A 14,873-nucleotide genomic window follows, 5' to 3' on the forward strand; every position below is an offset into this window, starting at 1 on the left:
CTCCTAAGTTGTTTTTTGTTTTGTATCAACTTTGTAACATCAACAAGGACTATTCTCATCAAACTTTGAAAGTACCAGTCTAATTCCATATAGCTTTAATTCCGTTATATATGAATCATCATCACAGGGTTCATTTTCTTTTTGTAATAGCATTGGTTCAAAAAACACTTTTACCACCACAATTATACATACAATTCCCTATGGATTCATTGGTGACTAATTGTCATTTATGGAATCTTTGACTATGACGCATTTGTTTAGAAATAAAAATAGAACAGCCACTATGATTGCATTGACATTAAGTGGTTTAGTCCGCTAATTAGATTGTTATTTTCTATGTTTCTCCACAAAAACGAAACTACTTATATAATTATGTGAGGGCTTTTTATTGGCTATTTAACGTTTGGATTAAACTGAGGAAAGATTCCGTCTGGATTACCTTGCTATACACAACATGTAATCGTTAGTGAAAAAGCTTTTGGTTTCTCATCTGGAACTCGATGTTTTTTGTATTTGCCTATGGTTGCTTATACATTCGCTTATTACCTTTTAATTAGAATGAAAGCAAATCTGGTAAAACGGAAGCAGCTTTTTTGCCAATCATTTCATGCATAGAAGAAAACGCAGAAGAGCAGTTAAAAGTGTTATATATTTCTCTGTTAAAAGCGTTGATTAATAACCAATTTGTGCGGATTGAAAAACTGTGTGAGAATAGCGGTATTCCCATACATAAGTGGCACTTGTTTCAATAATGACTGGAATTGTTTTATTTTGAACGGGAGTAAGTTTATCCCAGTTCATATCCGAAATTTTCTTTTGCATTGTTTTCGAGAGTAATTGAAATGAAGTCATAACATTAACTACCCTTCCGTTCGAGAAAAACGAGAGTTGATATTCGGTTCTGGTACTTTTTCTTCATTATTTAGCTTACCAAATAGTTTGGCACGCTCGTAATTTGGATTTTGCTGAAGAATATTTAATGCACCAATAAAATTACGGATAACTTCACCAACTGTTAAATTCTCCTCTGCACCAGGCCTAGCATATTCTTCTTGAATAAAACTCATGATTTCATCATCATTGACCGAACTTTCATAACCGTAATGAACAGCATGGATATCCCTTATTTTCTGTAACAAAACAAACGTTTCATCGCGTTTTAAAGGGGTTAAAGTGATAACAGGTTGTGATAAATACGAAATTCAGTTGTTTCAAAACGATTGGATTGTAGGAATTTGAATGCACCGTTCAAATATAAAAGACTTTTTTCAATCGGTTAACAGCATTCATTTTCTAATAAACTTCATAAGAAAAACACCTGCAAATAAACAGGTGCTGGTCACATTCATTTAATGGAAACCTTGTGTTAAAGGCATTGAGGGCTTAAATTCCGGTCACACTATTGGTCACAATGACGTTAGAATTCCGATAATCATCCTTCTCCTACCTTCCAATCCTCTTCAACACCTCATCCAAAGGCTCCGGCTTCAAAAACTCAACCGGAGAAACCCCTTCTCAAACGTAAATGCATCCCCTTCAATCACAATCACATATTTTCCATTCACCTTAGCAATATGCAGTGATTCACCGAAATCAGACAACATCGCCTTCACATCAAACGCTGGGGCTTCTGGCGGAGGAGAAGATAAGCGTTTATTCCAGGAATGCACTCTAAAAGCGCTTCTCTCATTTTTAGCCACTCGCCTAATCTCTTTGAAGATTGTAGCATAAGCTTGTCCACAAAACGATCCGTTAATTCTTCTTCTGTATTTGAAGCATGTGCGTTCTCAAGCTCAGTATTTCTAAAACAGAAAGCCGTTATTACGTTCGCCTCTTTCCTTAACGTAGGTGGTTCAGTTACATTCTCAGCTCCAAACATGCACCCCATTTTTAATACCCACATAACTTCTTTTTCAATGAACTCTTCTGAATTTCTATACATTACCTCTTTTAATAAATTCTCTACATCGCTTAGGTCCTTAATCATTTTTGTCAATTCCTCTCATGTTGTAATATTCTAATTGGTTTTTCCATCTTTGCAATTACTAACCTCTCTCACAAATAAATTGCAGCATGAATATGCTACATAGTTAACCTATTAAAATTTACAATATTTTTTGAGGTGACAATAATGAATGGTGCTATTTTCGGTTTGTACATAAAAAAACTAAGAAATGAAAAGAACATTTCTTCAAGAGATTTATCGTCTGATGTAGGAAAAGCTATTACATATGTTTCGCAGCTAGAGCGAGGTCTGATCAAGAAGCCTGACTTTAACACTTCCTATCATTTATTGTTGAAATTAGGCGTTGATAAGATTGAAATTAAAAAACAGCTTGAGGAATATGGAATCTTATCGGAAGAGAGAGAACGGGAAAAAATGAAAGAATACACACAACAAATAACAATTGAAGATGTGACCTCTATCAGGTCTGACGATGACGCTCTTTCTTCTACCGTACCGTTTACGAAAGAGCAGCTAAAGAAGGAGAATGACCGTATTCATGCCTGTATAAACAATGTCATCACAAAAGACTTGAATAAAGCTGCAAAATTATTAAGGAAAATTAATCGGTTGATTAACGAGCGAATAGATTGATCTGTATAAATTCTTAAAAACAGCAAATTATAACAGTAATTATGTTATTAGGAGAGAGAGTGAATGAAAGAAAAACATCAAACCAGATTAACATCTTCAGAAATTGCCGCACTTTGGAGTAGTTTTCAAAACAATAGCATGTCAGTCTGTGTTTTTAAATATTTTATAGAACATGTTGAGGATGAAGAAATCAAATCAGTTATAAAATACGCACTACATATCTCAGAAGAAAGTCTTAGCCTATCAGAAAAAATTCTTAAAGATGACAACCAGCCTATTCCTATTGGTTTTAAAGATGAGGATGTCAATCCCAATGCCCCACGTCTTTACTCAGATACATATTATTTATACTATATTAAGAATATGGCAAAGGTAGGAATGTCCGTTTACGGTGTGGCTCTTGCAACTTCAGCAAAACCAAGTGTCCGTAATCTTTTAAGTAAAGCTATACAATCATCAACAAATTTGTACAACAAAACAAGTGATGTTTTATTATCTAAAGGATTATTTGTCAGACCACCTTATGTTTCAACCACTAATGAAATTGATTTTATTGAACAAAAAAGTTATAAAGGTGGTCTATTAAATATAAACCGTAGACCAGTTAATGTTATTGAAATTACTCATGTTTATGCCAATATTGAAACCAATTTAGTCGGACAAGTATTATTAACTGGACTTACACAAGTTGCAAAGTCTAAAGAAGTGCGTAAATATTGCAATAAAGGAAAAGATATAGCTACCAAACATGTTAAACTTTTTTCCACTATTTTAACGGACGATGACGTTCCTGTACCAATGCCATCAGACCTTAATGTATTTAACTCCACGATAGCACCATTTTCGGATAAACTAGTCATGTTCCAGACAGCCCTATTGATACAATCAAGTACCTCAAACTACGCAACAGCGGCTGCAGCTAGTTTGAGAACGGATATAGTCACAACGTATGTTCGTTTGACAACAGAAGTCACTGGCTTCGCTAATGATGGTGTAAACATTATGATTGATAATAGCTGGTTAGAAGAACCACCTCAAGTAATAAATAAAAAAAATTTTTCTAATCAATAACGTGTATAAATCAGATGGAAAACAAAATTGAAAAATTGTTATGGAGTATAGCACTACCAGGGTTTGCACAATTTCTAAATGGGAAATTGATGAAAGGAATTGTCTTTATATCTCTAGAGCTGTTAATTAACGTACAAGCTAATTTAAATTTAATTATTATTGAAAGTTTTCATGGCAATATGTTAAAGGCTATTGATTTAACTGATTACCAATGGTTAATGTTTTACCCATGTATCTATATGTTTGCTATATGGGATGCCTATCGTGATGCAGGAGGAGGTAGGAACCCCTTCTCCTTTTTACCTTTTGTATTTGCAGCTTTTCTATCAACCATAGGCGTTATTTATTCTCCCACCTTGAAAATATTTGAATTCTTGTTGGGACCAATTTTTTCTCCTATAATCTTTCTCCTCATTGGTGTCATAATCGGCTGGATCATTAAATTATGCATACTTAGTATTTGCAAACTCAATCAGTAAATATAGATTGGGTTTGCTTTTTTTGATTGTTATTTTATTTCACCGATTTTTCAACTATTATGCTCGTTACTTTTAGTACACGCTTTCACATTCTTCTATAGATGATATTATATTATTGATCTAATCCATTAATAACTTTCTAACAAAGATCATCTAAGCTTCATCTAAGGTGTATATATGTGTCGAGCTACGCTCGACACCAGCAACCTGCGAATAGGTAGACTTAGGTACCCCAACCACCTAAAAACTTAATCATAATCCTAAGCATGCCAATCATCACATTCTTGATCTACTATAACCGTGTCAGGCAAAGTTTCAAATTGATCGCTGTTTAGGTATGTAATCAAAAGGTTGCGCATTCTTCTGTATAGGCTGCCCCTCTCTTATTCGGCTTCTCCATACCCACTGAATTAACTCTGACAAAGCCCATCTATCTTCCTCAACTTTTATTCCATATTGCTCAAAAAATTTCTTTTCAATTGGGTTCATAAATCGATTGACCAAATAAGCAAGATTAAATCGATCATTATATTCATTTGTTGCTCTAGTTGTCATGGCTAAGAAGCAAGTAGCAAAGTTTTTCGGCTTAACATTGTCCTTTATCTTATCGTTTTCTCCTTTCACTGTCGTCCACAACGTATCACAAACCTTTGCCTTTACTTTATTGGTGAGAAAGTTGTAGGCTGCCTTACAAAGTTTATTCGCATTTCCCCTTTTCGACAGCCATTTTTTAGATAGGCTAAAAGCTGGATCACCAATAACGTTTAATTTGCCTTCATATATGTTTGTTTTAGCTTTCAACCATGACTTATCATGTACATTCCTTTGACAGTAAGGCACTAATTGGTGTGTTTGATTTTCACACCTAACTGATAGGAACTTATATCTTATTTTGTGTAAGTCAAAATAATAGCGTTGGATTTGACCGTAAAACATGTAAGTTAAAACAAAAACCTGTTTGAATAACCCGAAAATGTCACAGGGGAAATTTAAAATCAAAGCGCTATCGTTATACATCATAAGATTACCACTTAATGCCATACTTTTAATGTCGTTGTACTCAGTGTCATATGATTTTTTTTTGTTGATTCCATCTGACGAGCTGCTTCCCCTTATAATCTTCTATATAAATCGCATCCGCTTCAAGTAACAGGTCTAAGCTGTTTCTCCTTATTCGAATCTGTTCAATTACATTCAATACTTCATCTAAAATCAGCGTATAACCTTTTCGTATTAGTAGGCGGTGTGTTTCAGAATTAAACAACTTAAACAGCGCATGAGTTGTACAAACATCTCTCCCTTTTTCTAACAGAATGTGTAAATCATCTAGCTTTGACTTCCCTTTCTCTATTATAGGCTCATAGACTTCTCTCGTTTTGACCGCCTTTTTAATTCTTGCTATCTCATTCAAGAAAGGTGTTAGAAAAGAAATTTGTGTGAGTCTCTTGTCGTACCATTCATGTACTCAATCGCCCATGACGTTTTACCAGTCCCAGGTGGACTATCAACAATGTTGATCAAAGGTTGCATTGTCTAAATTGACCTTTTTCCGTTTAACCAATTCAAGAATACTTCCTTAGAGATGAGTATTCGCCTGTTTACTCTCGTCACATGGAACTGATTAGAGTTTACAAGGTCATAGGCTTGTGACAACCCTATCCCTAGGACTTCTTTTACGTCTGAAACAGTCAGTACCACTGGAAGTTCGTCTAAATTTTTCATGTATTTCCACTCCTTCTAGTTGTTCAAAAATATAGTTCCTACATTTTTTATATTTTATTCATATTTTTCATACCATAATCGAGATACTTAATTTAGTTTTTTTATAACACACCCTTTTAATAAAGCACTTTCTTGGAAATATTAAAAATACAAAAACTACGATAATGAAATTGTTCGTATTATAGGAGGTTGGCAAATATGAACGGTATAGAGTTCGGAAAACACCTAAAAGCTTTAAGAATAAAGAAAGGGGTAGGATCAGCAGAGCTATCAGAAATGGTAAATAAAGCTACCACATATGTGTCACAACTTGAAAGAGGTAAAATAAAGAAGCCAGATTATATGACCTCATATAAACTTCTAGAAAAAGTAGGTTACGACCCTGATAGCATAAATCTGATTTTGAAGAAATTTAATATATTTTCACCAGAGGAACAAGTAAATCGAATAGAAAAGGATTTACAACAAATCAATCAAGAAGAAATGGAATTATATTTTCCTTTTCAAAAGCCTCACAATAATCAAGGAAAGATTTTTATAAGCTGGTATGAGAGCGAAAAATCCTACTTAAAAGAGATTAGAGAAAATATCAACATTATTCTTAATGAATTTGTAGAATACGATCTATCAAAAGCTCAGCTTGTATTAATTAATGTTCACCGACTCATGAGAAGCAAAGAAAACTTCAATATTTTTTGTGATATCTTTAAACACGATATTAGTTCTTTTAACAGCGATAAAACCAATGCATTACTGTCTTTATTAAACAACTTAGATGAAAACATCGAAGGAGATGATGAAAATAGGATCGGTGAGGAAAGAAGGTAAAAGTTGGTATATTATTTATGATATTAGAGATAACGGTACGAGGAAACAAAAAAAGAAAAGAGGATTCAAAACAAAAAAAGAGGCACAAAAAGCTCTTGTTGAGGTTGAAAATTCGTTGAACAAAGGTCTTTATTTTGAACCTTCGAATACACCATTTGGTCTATTTTTAACCGATTGGTTTAAAACAAAGCGAAATATGATTGGAGATCAAACAGCAAAGCTGTATCATGGGTATCTAAAAAATCGTATTATTCCTGCATTAGGTGAAATACCTGTTTCGAAATTGACAACTCTACACATTCAAAACTTCTTGAACGATTTAACTGAGGAAGGATTATCTGACTCAACCGTTAAGAAAATATAAATATTATTAGGAATGCGCTCGAACACGCTAATGACCTAGAAATGATAATGAAAAATTGTGCATCAAAAGTTAAGCTCCCTAAAGGAGCAAAAAAAGAAATGTTGGTTTGGAATGAGCTTGAGATAAAAAGGTTTTTAGAATTTGCTAAAGAAAATCGTTACTATATTGCTTTTGAACTTGCATTACTAACTGGGATGCGTCAAGGAGAAATACTTGGCTTACGCTGGAAAGATATTAATTTAGACAAAGGTTATTTAGTCATCAATCAAACTTTAAGTCATGACGGTAAAACTTTTTTAGTCTGTGGTAAAACAAAATCCAGTAGAAGAAACATACAACATCCAAACTCAACAATTGACGGATTAAAAAGGCATAAAATTATCGTTAATAAAGAAAAGGAAAATGACATATACACTAATAATGACTTGGTTGTTTGCACACAAGTCGGAACACCGTTAAATCCTGCTAACTTACGAAGAAGTTTTAATAACCTTATAAAAACAGCACAAGTCCCCCAAATTCGATTTCATGATTTGAGGCATACTCATGCAACATTGTTGCTTTCAAAAGGGGTGAACATTAAAGTGATATCAGAACGTCTTGGTCACAGCAACATTAAAGTGACTCTTGATACCTATTCTCATGTATTACCGACCATGCAAGAGGACGCTATCAAAAAGCTTGAGGGGATTATCTAGCAAAATACCTGTGACCACCAAATGTGACCATTTTACCCTCGTGACCAAAATGTGACCATTAGTTTATATTGCATTATTCCCTAGACGATTTTGTAAGATGATAAAAATAAAAAACCCTTGTGTAGATAGGGTTTTAAACTTTATTCTTTGAATGACCCGTACTGGGTTCGAACCAGTGACCTCCACCCTGTCAAGGTGGCGCTCTCCCAGCTGAGCTAACGGATCAAGTTATATAGTGTATCGACATTTAATAATATACTTGATTACTAGCGAAATGTCAACATAAAATGGCGCGCCTAGTAGGACTCGAACCTACAACGCAAGAACCGGAATCTTGAATGATATCCCTTTCACCATAGGCGCACAATGACTAAGCGACATGCTCTAATATAACATAAAAGAGAGGAGTTGTAAAGGGCTCCTCTCTCAATTACATGTTTACCAACATTATTTCGCTTCTTTAGCTGGAGATCCTTCTTCAAGCATTTTATTAAAACGCTCACTGATATCTTCTTCCGTATAACCAGCTTGTCCTAATCGAGCTGCAAGGTTTTTCGCCCATAATTGAAGACGTTGAGCCATTTTTGCATACTTTTTAGATTCTGAACCTTTGGTAGCATTCGCACGTCCTTCAGCATTAGACATGATGTTTTCGACGATAAAAAGGCTTTTCCAAACTCCTTCTTCATCAAGTGTCTCATGAACATCTCCTAATTCTGCTGTTACTTTACGGTAATATTCGCTAAATTCTTTAAACGAAATTTCCTCTTGCATATTTAAATAGACTTGAATTTGATCATACAAAGCTTGCATGTATTGTACACTCCTTATTTAACTTATACCGTAGTATATCATAATTTTCTTTTGCCATGAACTAAGTGTATCATTTGAATCAAGTAAATTGTCAAAAAAAAGAGACTCAGATAGAACGTACCCTAACTAAGTCACTCTTTTTAAAGCAAATTATTTAGCTTTGCAATACTCATCAAACGCTTGCTCAAGCTTCTGAACAACTTGAATTGGCTCATGTCCTTCGATCTCAAAGCGCTCAACCATTTTCATGATTTTACCGTCTTTAAGTAAGGCAAAAGAAGGTGAAGATGGCGCGTAACCTGTGAAGTACTCTCTAGCTTTAGTTGTTGCTTCTTTATCTTGTCCAGCGAATACTGTCACAAAACGATCTGGTTTTGTTTCGTAATTTTTCATATAAGCAGCTGCTGGACGAGCGATTCCACCAGCACATCCACAGACAGAATTAATCATCACAAGTGTTGTCCCCTCTTTAGCTAATGATTCATCTACTTCTTCAGGAGTTTGCAACTGTTCATAACCTGCTTCAACCATTTCTTGACGTGCAACATTAACAACATCATTCATAAAAAAATTAAATTGTTGCATATTTCTCCACCTCTCTAACATAGTAGTATTTATATTGTACCCTGTTTCTTAAAGAAATCCAATTGTTTTACCTTCCTTTTAACTATAATATCCCAACGATTCAGAGAGAGCCTGTACATTTTAAAAAAGGACGAGCTTTCGATTCATAATCCAATTAGTTTTCTTTTAGAGGATTATGAATCTTGCTCAGCCCTTTATCATTAATCATTTATAAATCCTATCAAAAAACTTTTTTAGTTTCTCGATCATCTTTCAGCATTTCAACAGCTTCTCGGAAACGTTGAGAATGAACAACTTCTCTCTCGCGTAAATAAGCGAGACCATCATTTAAATCAGGATCATCTGACATATTAATAATCCATTGATAGGTTGCCCTTGCTTTCTCTTCTGCTGCGATATCTTCGTATAAATCTGCGATCGGATCTCCCTTTGCTTGAATATAAGCTGCTGTAAATGGTACCCCAGCAGCATTATGATAAAACAATGCACTATCATGATTAACATAATGTTCAGCAAGGCCAGCCTCTTTTAGCATTTCAGGTGTTGCGTCTTTAGTTAACTTATATATCATTGTTGCTATCATTTCTAAATGGGCAAATTCCTCCGTACCGATATCTGTTAGTAAACCAATTACTTTATCAGGTATTGTGTAGCGCTGATTTAAATAGCGTAGAGCTGCAGCTAGTTCCCCATCTGCTCCGCCATACTGTTCTATTAAATATTTGGCTAATGTCGGGTTACAAGTGCTTACTTTGACAGGATATTGAAGCTTTTTCTCATAGATCCACATACTAATCTCTCCCGCTCTTATGAATTTACAATTGCCATGGCCAAGGTGAGTCATTCCAGTTCCACGGGTATCCGCTGTAACTGTTCCCGTATTGCTGTAATGGCCCATAGCATTTTTCAACTTCAATCTTTAGTTGCTGACGATATTGAGCTGCTTCATTAAATTGTTGAATTGCAGCTTGATCATTAGGATGTGTGTCAAGATAAAGCGTTAATTCCACTAAAACAAAATCAATCGCTTGCAACTGTTCCATCAATGGATAAAATTCTGCCGGCAGTTGTTTATGTGTCATCCTCTTACTCCCTCCCTTGCTCGTAAGGATTTGAATACGGAGAGTATAAAGCTGGCCACAATGTTCCACAGTATAAAGCATCGAGCGGTTTAAATTGGTCCAATCCATAAGGCTGATAGCCTAAATAAAGCTGAGGCGGGGTTTCATATGACTTAACTGGAATAGGGGGACACGGATCAAATGGACTTGCATACGGGTAATAATACTTTCGTTGAGTATAACCATTCATTGTAGGCACCTCCATGTTGTAAAATATATACTCCCTTCACTCTTATGCATCGTTATTTCATTTCAGACATTTAATTTTCACGAACAATTAAATAGACTACAACAAAAAAAACCACCTACATTCAAGTAGATGGTTTAGATTGAATCAATTCTTACTGAAGCGCAGTTGCTAATGCTTCAATATTCTTTCTCATTAAACTAAAGTAATCCTCTTCGTTTTGGATGTCTTCCTCAACAAGCGCTTCAAGATTGTGAAGGTAAAGAGCTTCTGCTCCTACTTCATCCCTTACAACATCAGCTACTTTTGCTGGAACATTTTGTTCAAACATTACATATTCTAGGTCGTATTCATTAGCAAATCCGATAAGATCTTGTAGTTGACGTTGAGATGGTTCATTGGTTGGTGAAATACCTGCAATTCCAATTTGCTTCACACCATATCGTGCTTCCCAATAACCATAGCCAGCGTGAGAAACAAGGAACGTATCTTTTCCTGCCGCATCTACCATTGCCTGAAATTCTCTGTCAATCGCTTCTAACTCTGCTTTGACTTCTTCAAAGTTGAAAGTGAAATACTCTTCTTGTTCTGGAAGTAGCTCAATCAATGTATTTTTGATATTTTCGGCAAGTGTAATAGATCGGATTGGATCTAACCACACGTGCGGATCTTTATCATGATCATGGGCTTGCTCATCGTGACCGTGATCTTCTTCCTCTTGCGCATGGGCTTCTTCAGCATGATCATGATCCTCTTCCTCTTGCGCATCGGCTTCTTCAGCATGACCATGATCTTCTTCCTCTTGCGCATGGGCTTCTTCAGCATGATCATGATCCTCTTCCTCTTGCGCATCGGCTTCTTCAGCATGACCATGATCCTCTTCCTCTTGCGCATCGGCTTCTTCAGCATGATCATGGCTCTCTTCTTCATGCTCATTTTCACCGTGTGCTTGATCGTGTTCCTCTTCATGCTCATCGTCCGTATGATTTTGCTCTGCATCAAAATCAATGAGTTCCATACCTTCTGAAGCCTTTACGATCTGAACTTCTTCACCTTCAATGGTATCAATAAGGGCATCAACAAAGCCCTCAAGGCCAGCACCGTTGTAAATGAATGCATCGCCTTCTGCCACACTTATCATTTCTCTTGCAGTTGGTTCAAATGAATGTGCATCCGCTCCAACTGGAACGAGATTGGTTACATTCACGTAATCACCACCAATTTTTCGTGCAAAATCTTCTAAAGGAAAAATAGTCGTATATAATTCCAATTGTTGAACATTCTCTTCACTAGGTTGTTCTGTTGCCGGTTGTTGTTCCGTCTCTTGATTGCTACATGCAGCTAGAAATATAGAAAGGATAAGAACAGAAACAAACAAACTAAATAGCTTTTTCATAAATAAACCCCTTTCGTAACGATTACGTTTTATCACATCTATGAATTATATCGTAATCCTTACGATGTGTAAACTGTAAATAAAAAATCTGCCTTCAAAATAGTGAAGACAGACTGTAATTTTACGATAACTTATTTAGATTTAAACGCTGTTTAAACAAGGAATTTAATTCAGCATATTGATCAAACATTTGAGGTAAAATTGTTTTCAACTGCTCATCGTCACGTTTTTCAATTGCATTATTAAATGCCTTTTGCAGTTCGGCATGTTTATCTAACCAACTCTTGTCAACAGCTTGGCCATTTTCAAGTTCACCTCTTTGTTTGGCTTCTTTCAATTTCTTCTGCAATAAATCACGTTCAACTCTTATTTCTTTCCATTGCTCTATTTCGTTAGGGGCATATTTTTCTGCGAGCAATTCGTAATAAAAATCAAGATGGACTTTAAGTTTCTTACTAATTCCTTGCTCATGCTCCCAACAAGTTTCTTCCTTTTTATCTTCCGACACTTCCGCTTGTACAGGTGCCAACGATGTAACCACAATCGAAGCAATTAACATGAGTTGAGCAAAAAGAAACAACTGGTGAAAACGTTTCATGTATTGGTCACCCTTTCCTTTAATTACTTATAGAGTAACCAGCTCAAAATCAGTTTATGTAAGAGACCAAAAAAAAGCTGAGATCTCTTCTCAGCTTTTTACTATCATTAGTAAATCGACGTTGTTTCTGCTGTCATCGTTTCTAGAGTTTCTTTTACTCTTGCTAAAAAGCGACCACAAACGAGACCATCTAACACTCTGTGATCGAGCGAGAGACATAGATTAACCATACTTCTGATAGCAATCATATCTCCTGACGCGCTTTCGATGACAACAGGTCGCTTCACAATCGATTCAATTGATAAAATTGCCGCTTGTGGATGATTGATAATTGGCGTTGACAGCACAGACCCAAATGACCCTGTATTGTTCACTGTAAACGTGCCACCTTGCATGTCTTGACCGCTTAACTTACCTGAACGAACTTTTGAAGCTAAATTTTGAACTTCACGCCCGATTCCTTTAATCGATTTTTCATCAGCATTTGGTATAACCGGCACATATAATGCATCCTCTTTTGCGACAGCTATAGAAATATTGATATCTTTTTTCTGAATGATCTTATCCTCTGCCCACATGGAATTCAACTGTGGAAACTCCTTTAATGCTTCAACGGTTGCTTTAATAAAGAATGGGAGGAACGTTAAATTAAAACCTTCTTTTGCTTTAAAGTCTTGTTTAATCTGATTACGGAAATGAACAAGATTGGTTACATCAACTTCTACCATCATCCATGCATGTGGTGCTTCATGTTTGCTTTTGACCATATTGGCTGCAATCGTTTTTCTAATTCCATTAACAGGAATTTCAATGTCACCTCTATGCGCTACAGGTACATCTTCCATTTTCGATGGTATTTGTTTCTGGACGACTGGTTGTGCATCTGTAGTAGGAGTCGGCTCTGCTATATTAGCTGCAACCGGCGCAGCAGGAGGTTTTTCTCCACTATCTATTAAGCGCTGAAGATCTTTACGCGTAATTCTTCCACCTTTTCCTGATCCAGACACTTGCTCAAGGTCAATACCGGACTCTTGTGACATGCGTAGAACGGCAGGTGAGTAACGACGCTTTTGCGATTGATCTTTTGCTCGTTCTGATAAGGTCGATTCAACAGCTTTAGGTTCAGGGGCACGCTCTGGCTTTTCTACATTGGCCGCTTCTTCTACATCAATCGTACAGATGATAACACCAACTTCAACGGTCTCATCCTCCTGAACGAGAAGGTCTTTTATCGTCCCAGAGTAGGATGACGGAACTTCAGCATTTACTTTATCCGTCATAACTTCTGCAATTGGATCATACTTGTTCACATATTGACCTGGTTCAACAAGCCATTTACTAATCGTGCCTTCTGTTACACTTTCCCCAAGTTGGGGCATCTTCATTTCTGTCGTCATTTATGATTTCCTCCCTTCATTTAAAATTCTGCTAGCTCGCGCATCGCTTCTTCCACTTTATCTGGGTTAATCATAAAATGCTTTTCCATTGTTGGTGCATAAGGCATTGCTGGAACATCTGGACCGGCTAATCTTTTAATTGGGGCATCTAAGTCAAATAAACAATGTTCTGCGATGATCGCAGCCACTTCTCCCATGATGCTGCCTTCTTTATTATCCTCTGTAACAAGAAGAACTTTCCCTGTTTTACTAGCTGCTTCAATAATCGCTTCTTTGTCAAGTGGATAGACCGTACGCAAATCAACGATATGCACAGATACTCCATCTTTTTCAAGTCGTTCAGCAGCTTGAAGCGCAAAGTGAACTGATAAGCCGTACGTAATAACGGTAATATCGTCTCCATCTCGCTTTATATCAGCCTTGCCAATTGGAAGTGTGTAATCATCTTCTGGTACTTCTCCTTTTATTAAACGATAGGCACGCTTATGTTCGAAAAATAGAACGGGATCATTATCACGTATTGCAGCTTTAAGTAGACCTTTTACGTCATACGGAGTTGAAGGCATCACAATCTTCAAACCTGGAACACTGGCAAAAATGGCTTCAACAGATTGAGAGTGATAAAGAGCCCCGTGTACTCCCCCACCATAAGGTGCTCGGATCGTAATTGGACAATCCCAGTCATTGTTTGAACGATAGCGGATTTTAGCCGCCTCTGAAATAATTTGATTAACAGCTGGAAGGATAAAATCAGCAAATTGCATTTCTGCAACAGGTCTCATCCCATACATTGCTGCACCAATAGCAACACCAGCTATCGCCGATTCCGCTAAAGGTGTGTCAATGACACGTTGTTCACCAAACTGTTCGTATAAGCCATTAGTAGCACGGAACACACCACCACGCGCTCCAACATCTTCGCCAAGTATGAACACTTTTTCATCGCGCTCCATCTCTTCTCGTAAAGCTTGGGTCACCGCTTCAATATAAGAAATTATAGCCATTCTTTTTCCCC

19 protein-coding genes, 2 tRNA genes and 3 pseudogenes are annotated in these 14,873 nt (G+C 36.4%); 6 read left to right on the forward strand and 18 right to left on the reverse strand.

Annotated features, from left to right (window positions below; all coding sequences use genetic code 11):
• Nucleotides 1–57: 57 nt before the first annotated feature.
• A pseudogene (locus LDX58_RS26495) lies at nucleotides 58–168 on the reverse strand (ATP-dependent DNA ligase); the annotation flags it as partial.
• A gap of 425 nt (nucleotides 169–593) precedes the next feature.
• Here LDX58_RS26495 and LDX58_RS26130 point away from each other — a divergent pair.
• Nucleotides 594–671: pseudogene (locus LDX58_RS26130) on the forward strand (hypothetical protein); the annotation flags it as partial.
• Nucleotide 672: 1 nt separating this feature from the next.
• Here the strand turns inward: LDX58_RS26130 and LDX58_RS19020 are convergent.
• The 4 genes from LDX58_RS19020 to LDX58_RS19035 form a co-directional block, all read right to left on the reverse strand.
• Nucleotides 673–852 carry a hypothetical protein gene (locus LDX58_RS19020; protein ID WP_227938412.1) on the reverse strand — a complete coding sequence of 60 codons (180 nt, stop codon included), beginning with the start codon at nucleotides 850–852 and terminating at the stop codon, nucleotides 673–675.
• An 8-nt stretch (nucleotides 853–860) separates the two neighbouring features.
• The gene (locus LDX58_RS19025; protein ID WP_265416767.1) at nucleotides 861–1,139 is read right to left on the reverse strand and encodes a BREX system ATP-binding domain-containing protein; all 279 of its coding nucleotides are present in this window, start codon (nucleotides 1,137–1,139) and stop codon (nucleotides 861–863) included.
• A gap of 348 nt (nucleotides 1,140–1,487) precedes the next feature.
• A complete protein-coding gene (locus LDX58_RS19030; protein ID WP_308017584.1) occupies nucleotides 1,488–1,604 on the reverse strand; it encodes a DUF3900 domain-containing protein in 117 nt (38 codons plus the stop codon).
• Nucleotides 1,605–1,609: 5 nt separating this feature from the next.
• A complete protein-coding gene (locus tag LDX58_RS19035) occupies nucleotides 1,610–1,987 on the reverse strand; it encodes a hypothetical protein (protein ID WP_227938413.1) in 378 nt (125 codons plus the stop codon).
• 144 nt (nucleotides 1,988–2,131) lie between these two features.
• Between LDX58_RS19035 and LDX58_RS19040 the strand changes: the two genes are divergently transcribed.
• The 3 genes from LDX58_RS19040 (at nucleotide 2,132) to LDX58_RS19050 (ending at nucleotide 4,149) form a co-directional block, all read left to right on the forward strand.
• On the forward strand, nucleotides 2,132–2,599 hold the full coding sequence (locus LDX58_RS19040; RefSeq protein WP_227938414.1) for a helix-turn-helix domain-containing protein: 468 nt from the start codon (nucleotides 2,132–2,134) through the stop codon (nucleotides 2,597–2,599).
• Between the two features lie 63 nt (nucleotides 2,600–2,662).
• Nucleotides 2,663–3,670 (forward strand): DUF3231 family protein, encoded by a 1,008-nt coding sequence (locus LDX58_RS19045; protein ID WP_227938415.1) that lies wholly within the window; start codon nucleotides 2,663–2,665, stop codon nucleotides 3,668–3,670.
• A 14-nt stretch (nucleotides 3,671–3,684) separates the two neighbouring features.
• A complete protein-coding gene (locus LDX58_RS19050) occupies nucleotides 3,685–4,149 on the forward strand; it encodes a hypothetical protein (RefSeq protein WP_227938416.1) in 465 nt (154 codons plus the stop codon).
• A gap of 315 nt (nucleotides 4,150–4,464) precedes the next feature.
• Here the strand turns inward: LDX58_RS19050 and LDX58_RS19055 are convergent, their stop codons facing one another.
• Nucleotides 4,465–5,268 carry a YonV family putative phage-derived protein gene (locus LDX58_RS19055; RefSeq protein ID WP_504753270.1) on the reverse strand — a complete coding sequence of 268 codons (804 nt, stop codon included), beginning with the start codon at nucleotides 5,266–5,268 and terminating at the stop codon, nucleotides 4,465–4,467.
• A 414-nt stretch (nucleotides 5,269–5,682) separates the two neighbouring features.
• Nucleotides 5,683–5,871, reverse strand: coding sequence for a helix-turn-helix domain-containing protein (locus tag LDX58_RS19060; protein ID WP_227938418.1), 189 nt, complete (start codon nucleotides 5,869–5,871; stop codon nucleotides 5,683–5,685).
• Nucleotides 5,872–6,069: 198 nt separating this feature from the next.
• Between LDX58_RS19060 and LDX58_RS19065 the strand changes: the two genes are divergently transcribed.
• Both LDX58_RS19065 and LDX58_RS19070 read left to right on the forward strand, forming a co-directional pair.
• Nucleotides 6,070–6,699 carry a helix-turn-helix domain-containing protein gene (locus LDX58_RS19065; protein ID WP_227938419.1) on the forward strand — a complete coding sequence of 210 codons (630 nt, stop codon included), beginning with the start codon at nucleotides 6,070–6,072 and terminating at the stop codon, nucleotides 6,697–6,699.
• Nucleotides 6,668–7,761 (forward strand): annotated as a pseudogene (locus tag LDX58_RS19070) (tyrosine-type recombinase/integrase). Before LDX58_RS19065 ends, LDX58_RS19070 begins: the two are co-directional and overlap by 32 nt.
• A 152-nt stretch (nucleotides 7,762–7,913) precedes the next feature.
• On the opposite strand, the gene LDX58_RS19075 reads toward LDX58_RS19070, so the two are convergent.
• The 11 genes from LDX58_RS19075 to LDX58_RS19125 all read right to left on the reverse strand — a co-directional run bounded on the left by LDX58_RS19075 (nucleotide 7,914) and on the right by LDX58_RS19125 (nucleotide 14,862).
• Nucleotides 7,914–7,986, reverse strand: a tRNA-Val gene (locus LDX58_RS19075).
• Between the two features lie 63 nt (nucleotides 7,987–8,049).
• Nucleotides 8,050–8,124, reverse strand: a tRNA-Arg gene (locus LDX58_RS19080).
• 84 nt (nucleotides 8,125–8,208) lie between these two features.
• Nucleotides 8,209–8,574: a hypothetical protein gene (locus LDX58_RS19085; RefSeq protein WP_227938420.1), complete on the reverse strand. Its 366-nt coding sequence runs from the start codon at nucleotides 8,572–8,574 to the stop codon at nucleotides 8,209–8,211.
• 150 nt (nucleotides 8,575–8,724) lie between these two features.
• Entirely contained in the window at nucleotides 8,725–9,159 is a 435-nt protein-coding gene (locus LDX58_RS19090) for a BrxA/BrxB family bacilliredoxin (protein ID WP_227938421.1), read from the reverse strand.
• A 220-nt stretch (nucleotides 9,160–9,379) separates the two neighbouring features.
• A complete protein-coding gene (locus LDX58_RS19095; protein WP_227938422.1) occupies nucleotides 9,380–9,949 on the reverse strand; it encodes a manganese catalase family protein in 570 nt (189 codons plus the stop codon).
• A 25-nt stretch (nucleotides 9,950–9,974) separates the two neighbouring features.
• Nucleotides 9,975–10,241 (reverse strand): spore coat protein CotJB, encoded by a 267-nt coding sequence (locus LDX58_RS19100; RefSeq protein WP_227938425.1) that lies wholly within the window; start codon nucleotides 10,239–10,241, stop codon nucleotides 9,975–9,977.
• 4 nt (nucleotides 10,242–10,245) lie between these two features.
• Complete coding sequence (locus LDX58_RS19105) at nucleotides 10,246–10,470, reverse strand: spore coat associated protein CotJA (RefSeq protein ID WP_227938427.1); 225 nt, start codon at nucleotides 10,468–10,470, stop codon at nucleotides 10,246–10,248.
• A 151-nt stretch (nucleotides 10,471–10,621) separates the two neighbouring features.
• Nucleotides 10,622–11,863, reverse strand: coding sequence for a metal ABC transporter solute-binding protein, Zn/Mn family (locus LDX58_RS19110; RefSeq protein ID WP_227938429.1), 1,242 nt, complete (start codon nucleotides 11,861–11,863; stop codon nucleotides 10,622–10,624).
• A gap of 121 nt (nucleotides 11,864–11,984) precedes the next feature.
• Nucleotides 11,985–12,461, reverse strand: coding sequence for a hypothetical protein (locus LDX58_RS19115; RefSeq protein WP_227938431.1), 477 nt, complete (start codon nucleotides 12,459–12,461; stop codon nucleotides 11,985–11,987).
• Between the two features lie 107 nt (nucleotides 12,462–12,568).
• Nucleotides 12,569–13,858, reverse strand: a complete 1,290-nt coding sequence (locus LDX58_RS19120) for a dihydrolipoamide acetyltransferase family protein (protein ID WP_227938433.1) — start codon at nucleotides 13,856–13,858, stop codon at nucleotides 12,569–12,571.
• A 20-nt stretch (nucleotides 13,859–13,878) separates the two neighbouring features.
• A complete protein-coding gene (locus LDX58_RS19125) occupies nucleotides 13,879–14,862 on the reverse strand; it encodes an alpha-ketoacid dehydrogenase subunit beta (RefSeq protein ID WP_227938435.1) in 984 nt (327 codons plus the stop codon).
• Nucleotides 14,863–14,873 lie beyond the last annotated feature (11 nt).

Origin of the sequence: Alkalihalobacillus deserti (genome assembly GCF_020734105.1) — a bacterium.
Classification (GTDB): Bacteria; Bacillota; Bacilli; order Bacillales; family Bacillaceae_D; genus Halalkalibacter; species Halalkalibacter deserti.

Excerpts from the sequence above, each read along its gene's own strand:
- LDX58_RS19020 (WP_227938412.1), bottom strand. The coding sequence starts at position 852 with ATGACTTCATTTCAATTACTCTCGAAAACAATGCAAAAGAAAATTTCG.
- LDX58_RS19030 (WP_308017584.1), bottom strand. The coding sequence starts at position 1,604 with ATGTTGTCTGATTTCGGTGAATCACTGCATATTGCTAAGGTGAATGGA.
- LDX58_RS19035 (WP_227938413.1), bottom strand. The coding sequence starts at position 1,987 with ATGATTAAGGACCTAAGCGATGTAGAGAATTTATTAAAAGAGGTAATG.
- LDX58_RS19040 (WP_227938414.1), top strand. The coding sequence starts at position 2,132 with ATGAATGGTGCTATTTTCGGTTTGTACATAAAAAAACTAAGAAATGAA.
- LDX58_RS19045 (WP_227938415.1), top strand. The coding sequence starts at position 2,663 with ATGAAAGAAAAACATCAAACCAGATTAACATCTTCAGAAATTGCCGCA.
- LDX58_RS19050 (WP_227938416.1), top strand. The coding sequence starts at position 3,685 with ATGGAAAACAAAATTGAAAAATTGTTATGGAGTATAGCACTACCAGGG.
- LDX58_RS19060 (WP_227938418.1), bottom strand. The coding sequence starts at position 5,871 with ATGAAAAATTTAGACGAACTTCCAGTGGTACTGACTGTTTCAGACGTA.
- LDX58_RS19065 (WP_227938419.1), top strand. The coding sequence starts at position 6,070 with ATGAACGGTATAGAGTTCGGAAAACACCTAAAAGCTTTAAGAATAAAG.
- LDX58_RS19085 (WP_227938420.1), bottom strand. The coding sequence starts at position 8,574 with ATGCAAGCTTTGTATGATCAAATTCAAGTCTATTTAAATATGCAAGAG.
- LDX58_RS19090 (WP_227938421.1), bottom strand. The coding sequence starts at position 9,159 with ATGCAACAATTTAATTTTTTTATGAATGATGTTGTTAATGTTGCACGT.
- LDX58_RS19095 (WP_227938422.1), bottom strand. The coding sequence starts at position 9,949 with ATGTGGATCTATGAGAAAAAGCTTCAATATCCTGTCAAAGTAAGCACT.
- LDX58_RS19100 (WP_227938425.1), bottom strand. The coding sequence starts at position 10,241 with ATGACACATAAACAACTGCCGGCAGAATTTTATCCATTGATGGAACAG.
- LDX58_RS19105 (WP_227938427.1), bottom strand. The coding sequence starts at position 10,470 with ATGAATGGTTATACTCAACGAAAGTATTATTACCCGTATGCAAGTCCA.
- LDX58_RS19110 (WP_227938429.1), bottom strand. The coding sequence starts at position 11,863 with ATGAAAAAGCTATTTAGTTTGTTTGTTTCTGTTCTTATCCTTTCTATA.
- LDX58_RS19115 (WP_227938431.1), bottom strand. The coding sequence starts at position 12,461 with ATGAAACGTTTTCACCAGTTGTTTCTTTTTGCTCAACTCATGTTAATT.
- LDX58_RS19120 (WP_227938433.1), bottom strand. The coding sequence starts at position 13,858 with ATGACGACAGAAATGAAGATGCCCCAACTTGGGGAAAGTGTAACAGAA.
- LDX58_RS19125 (WP_227938435.1), bottom strand. The coding sequence starts at position 14,862 with ATGGCTATAATTTCTTATATTGAAGCGGTGACCCAAGCTTTACGAGAA.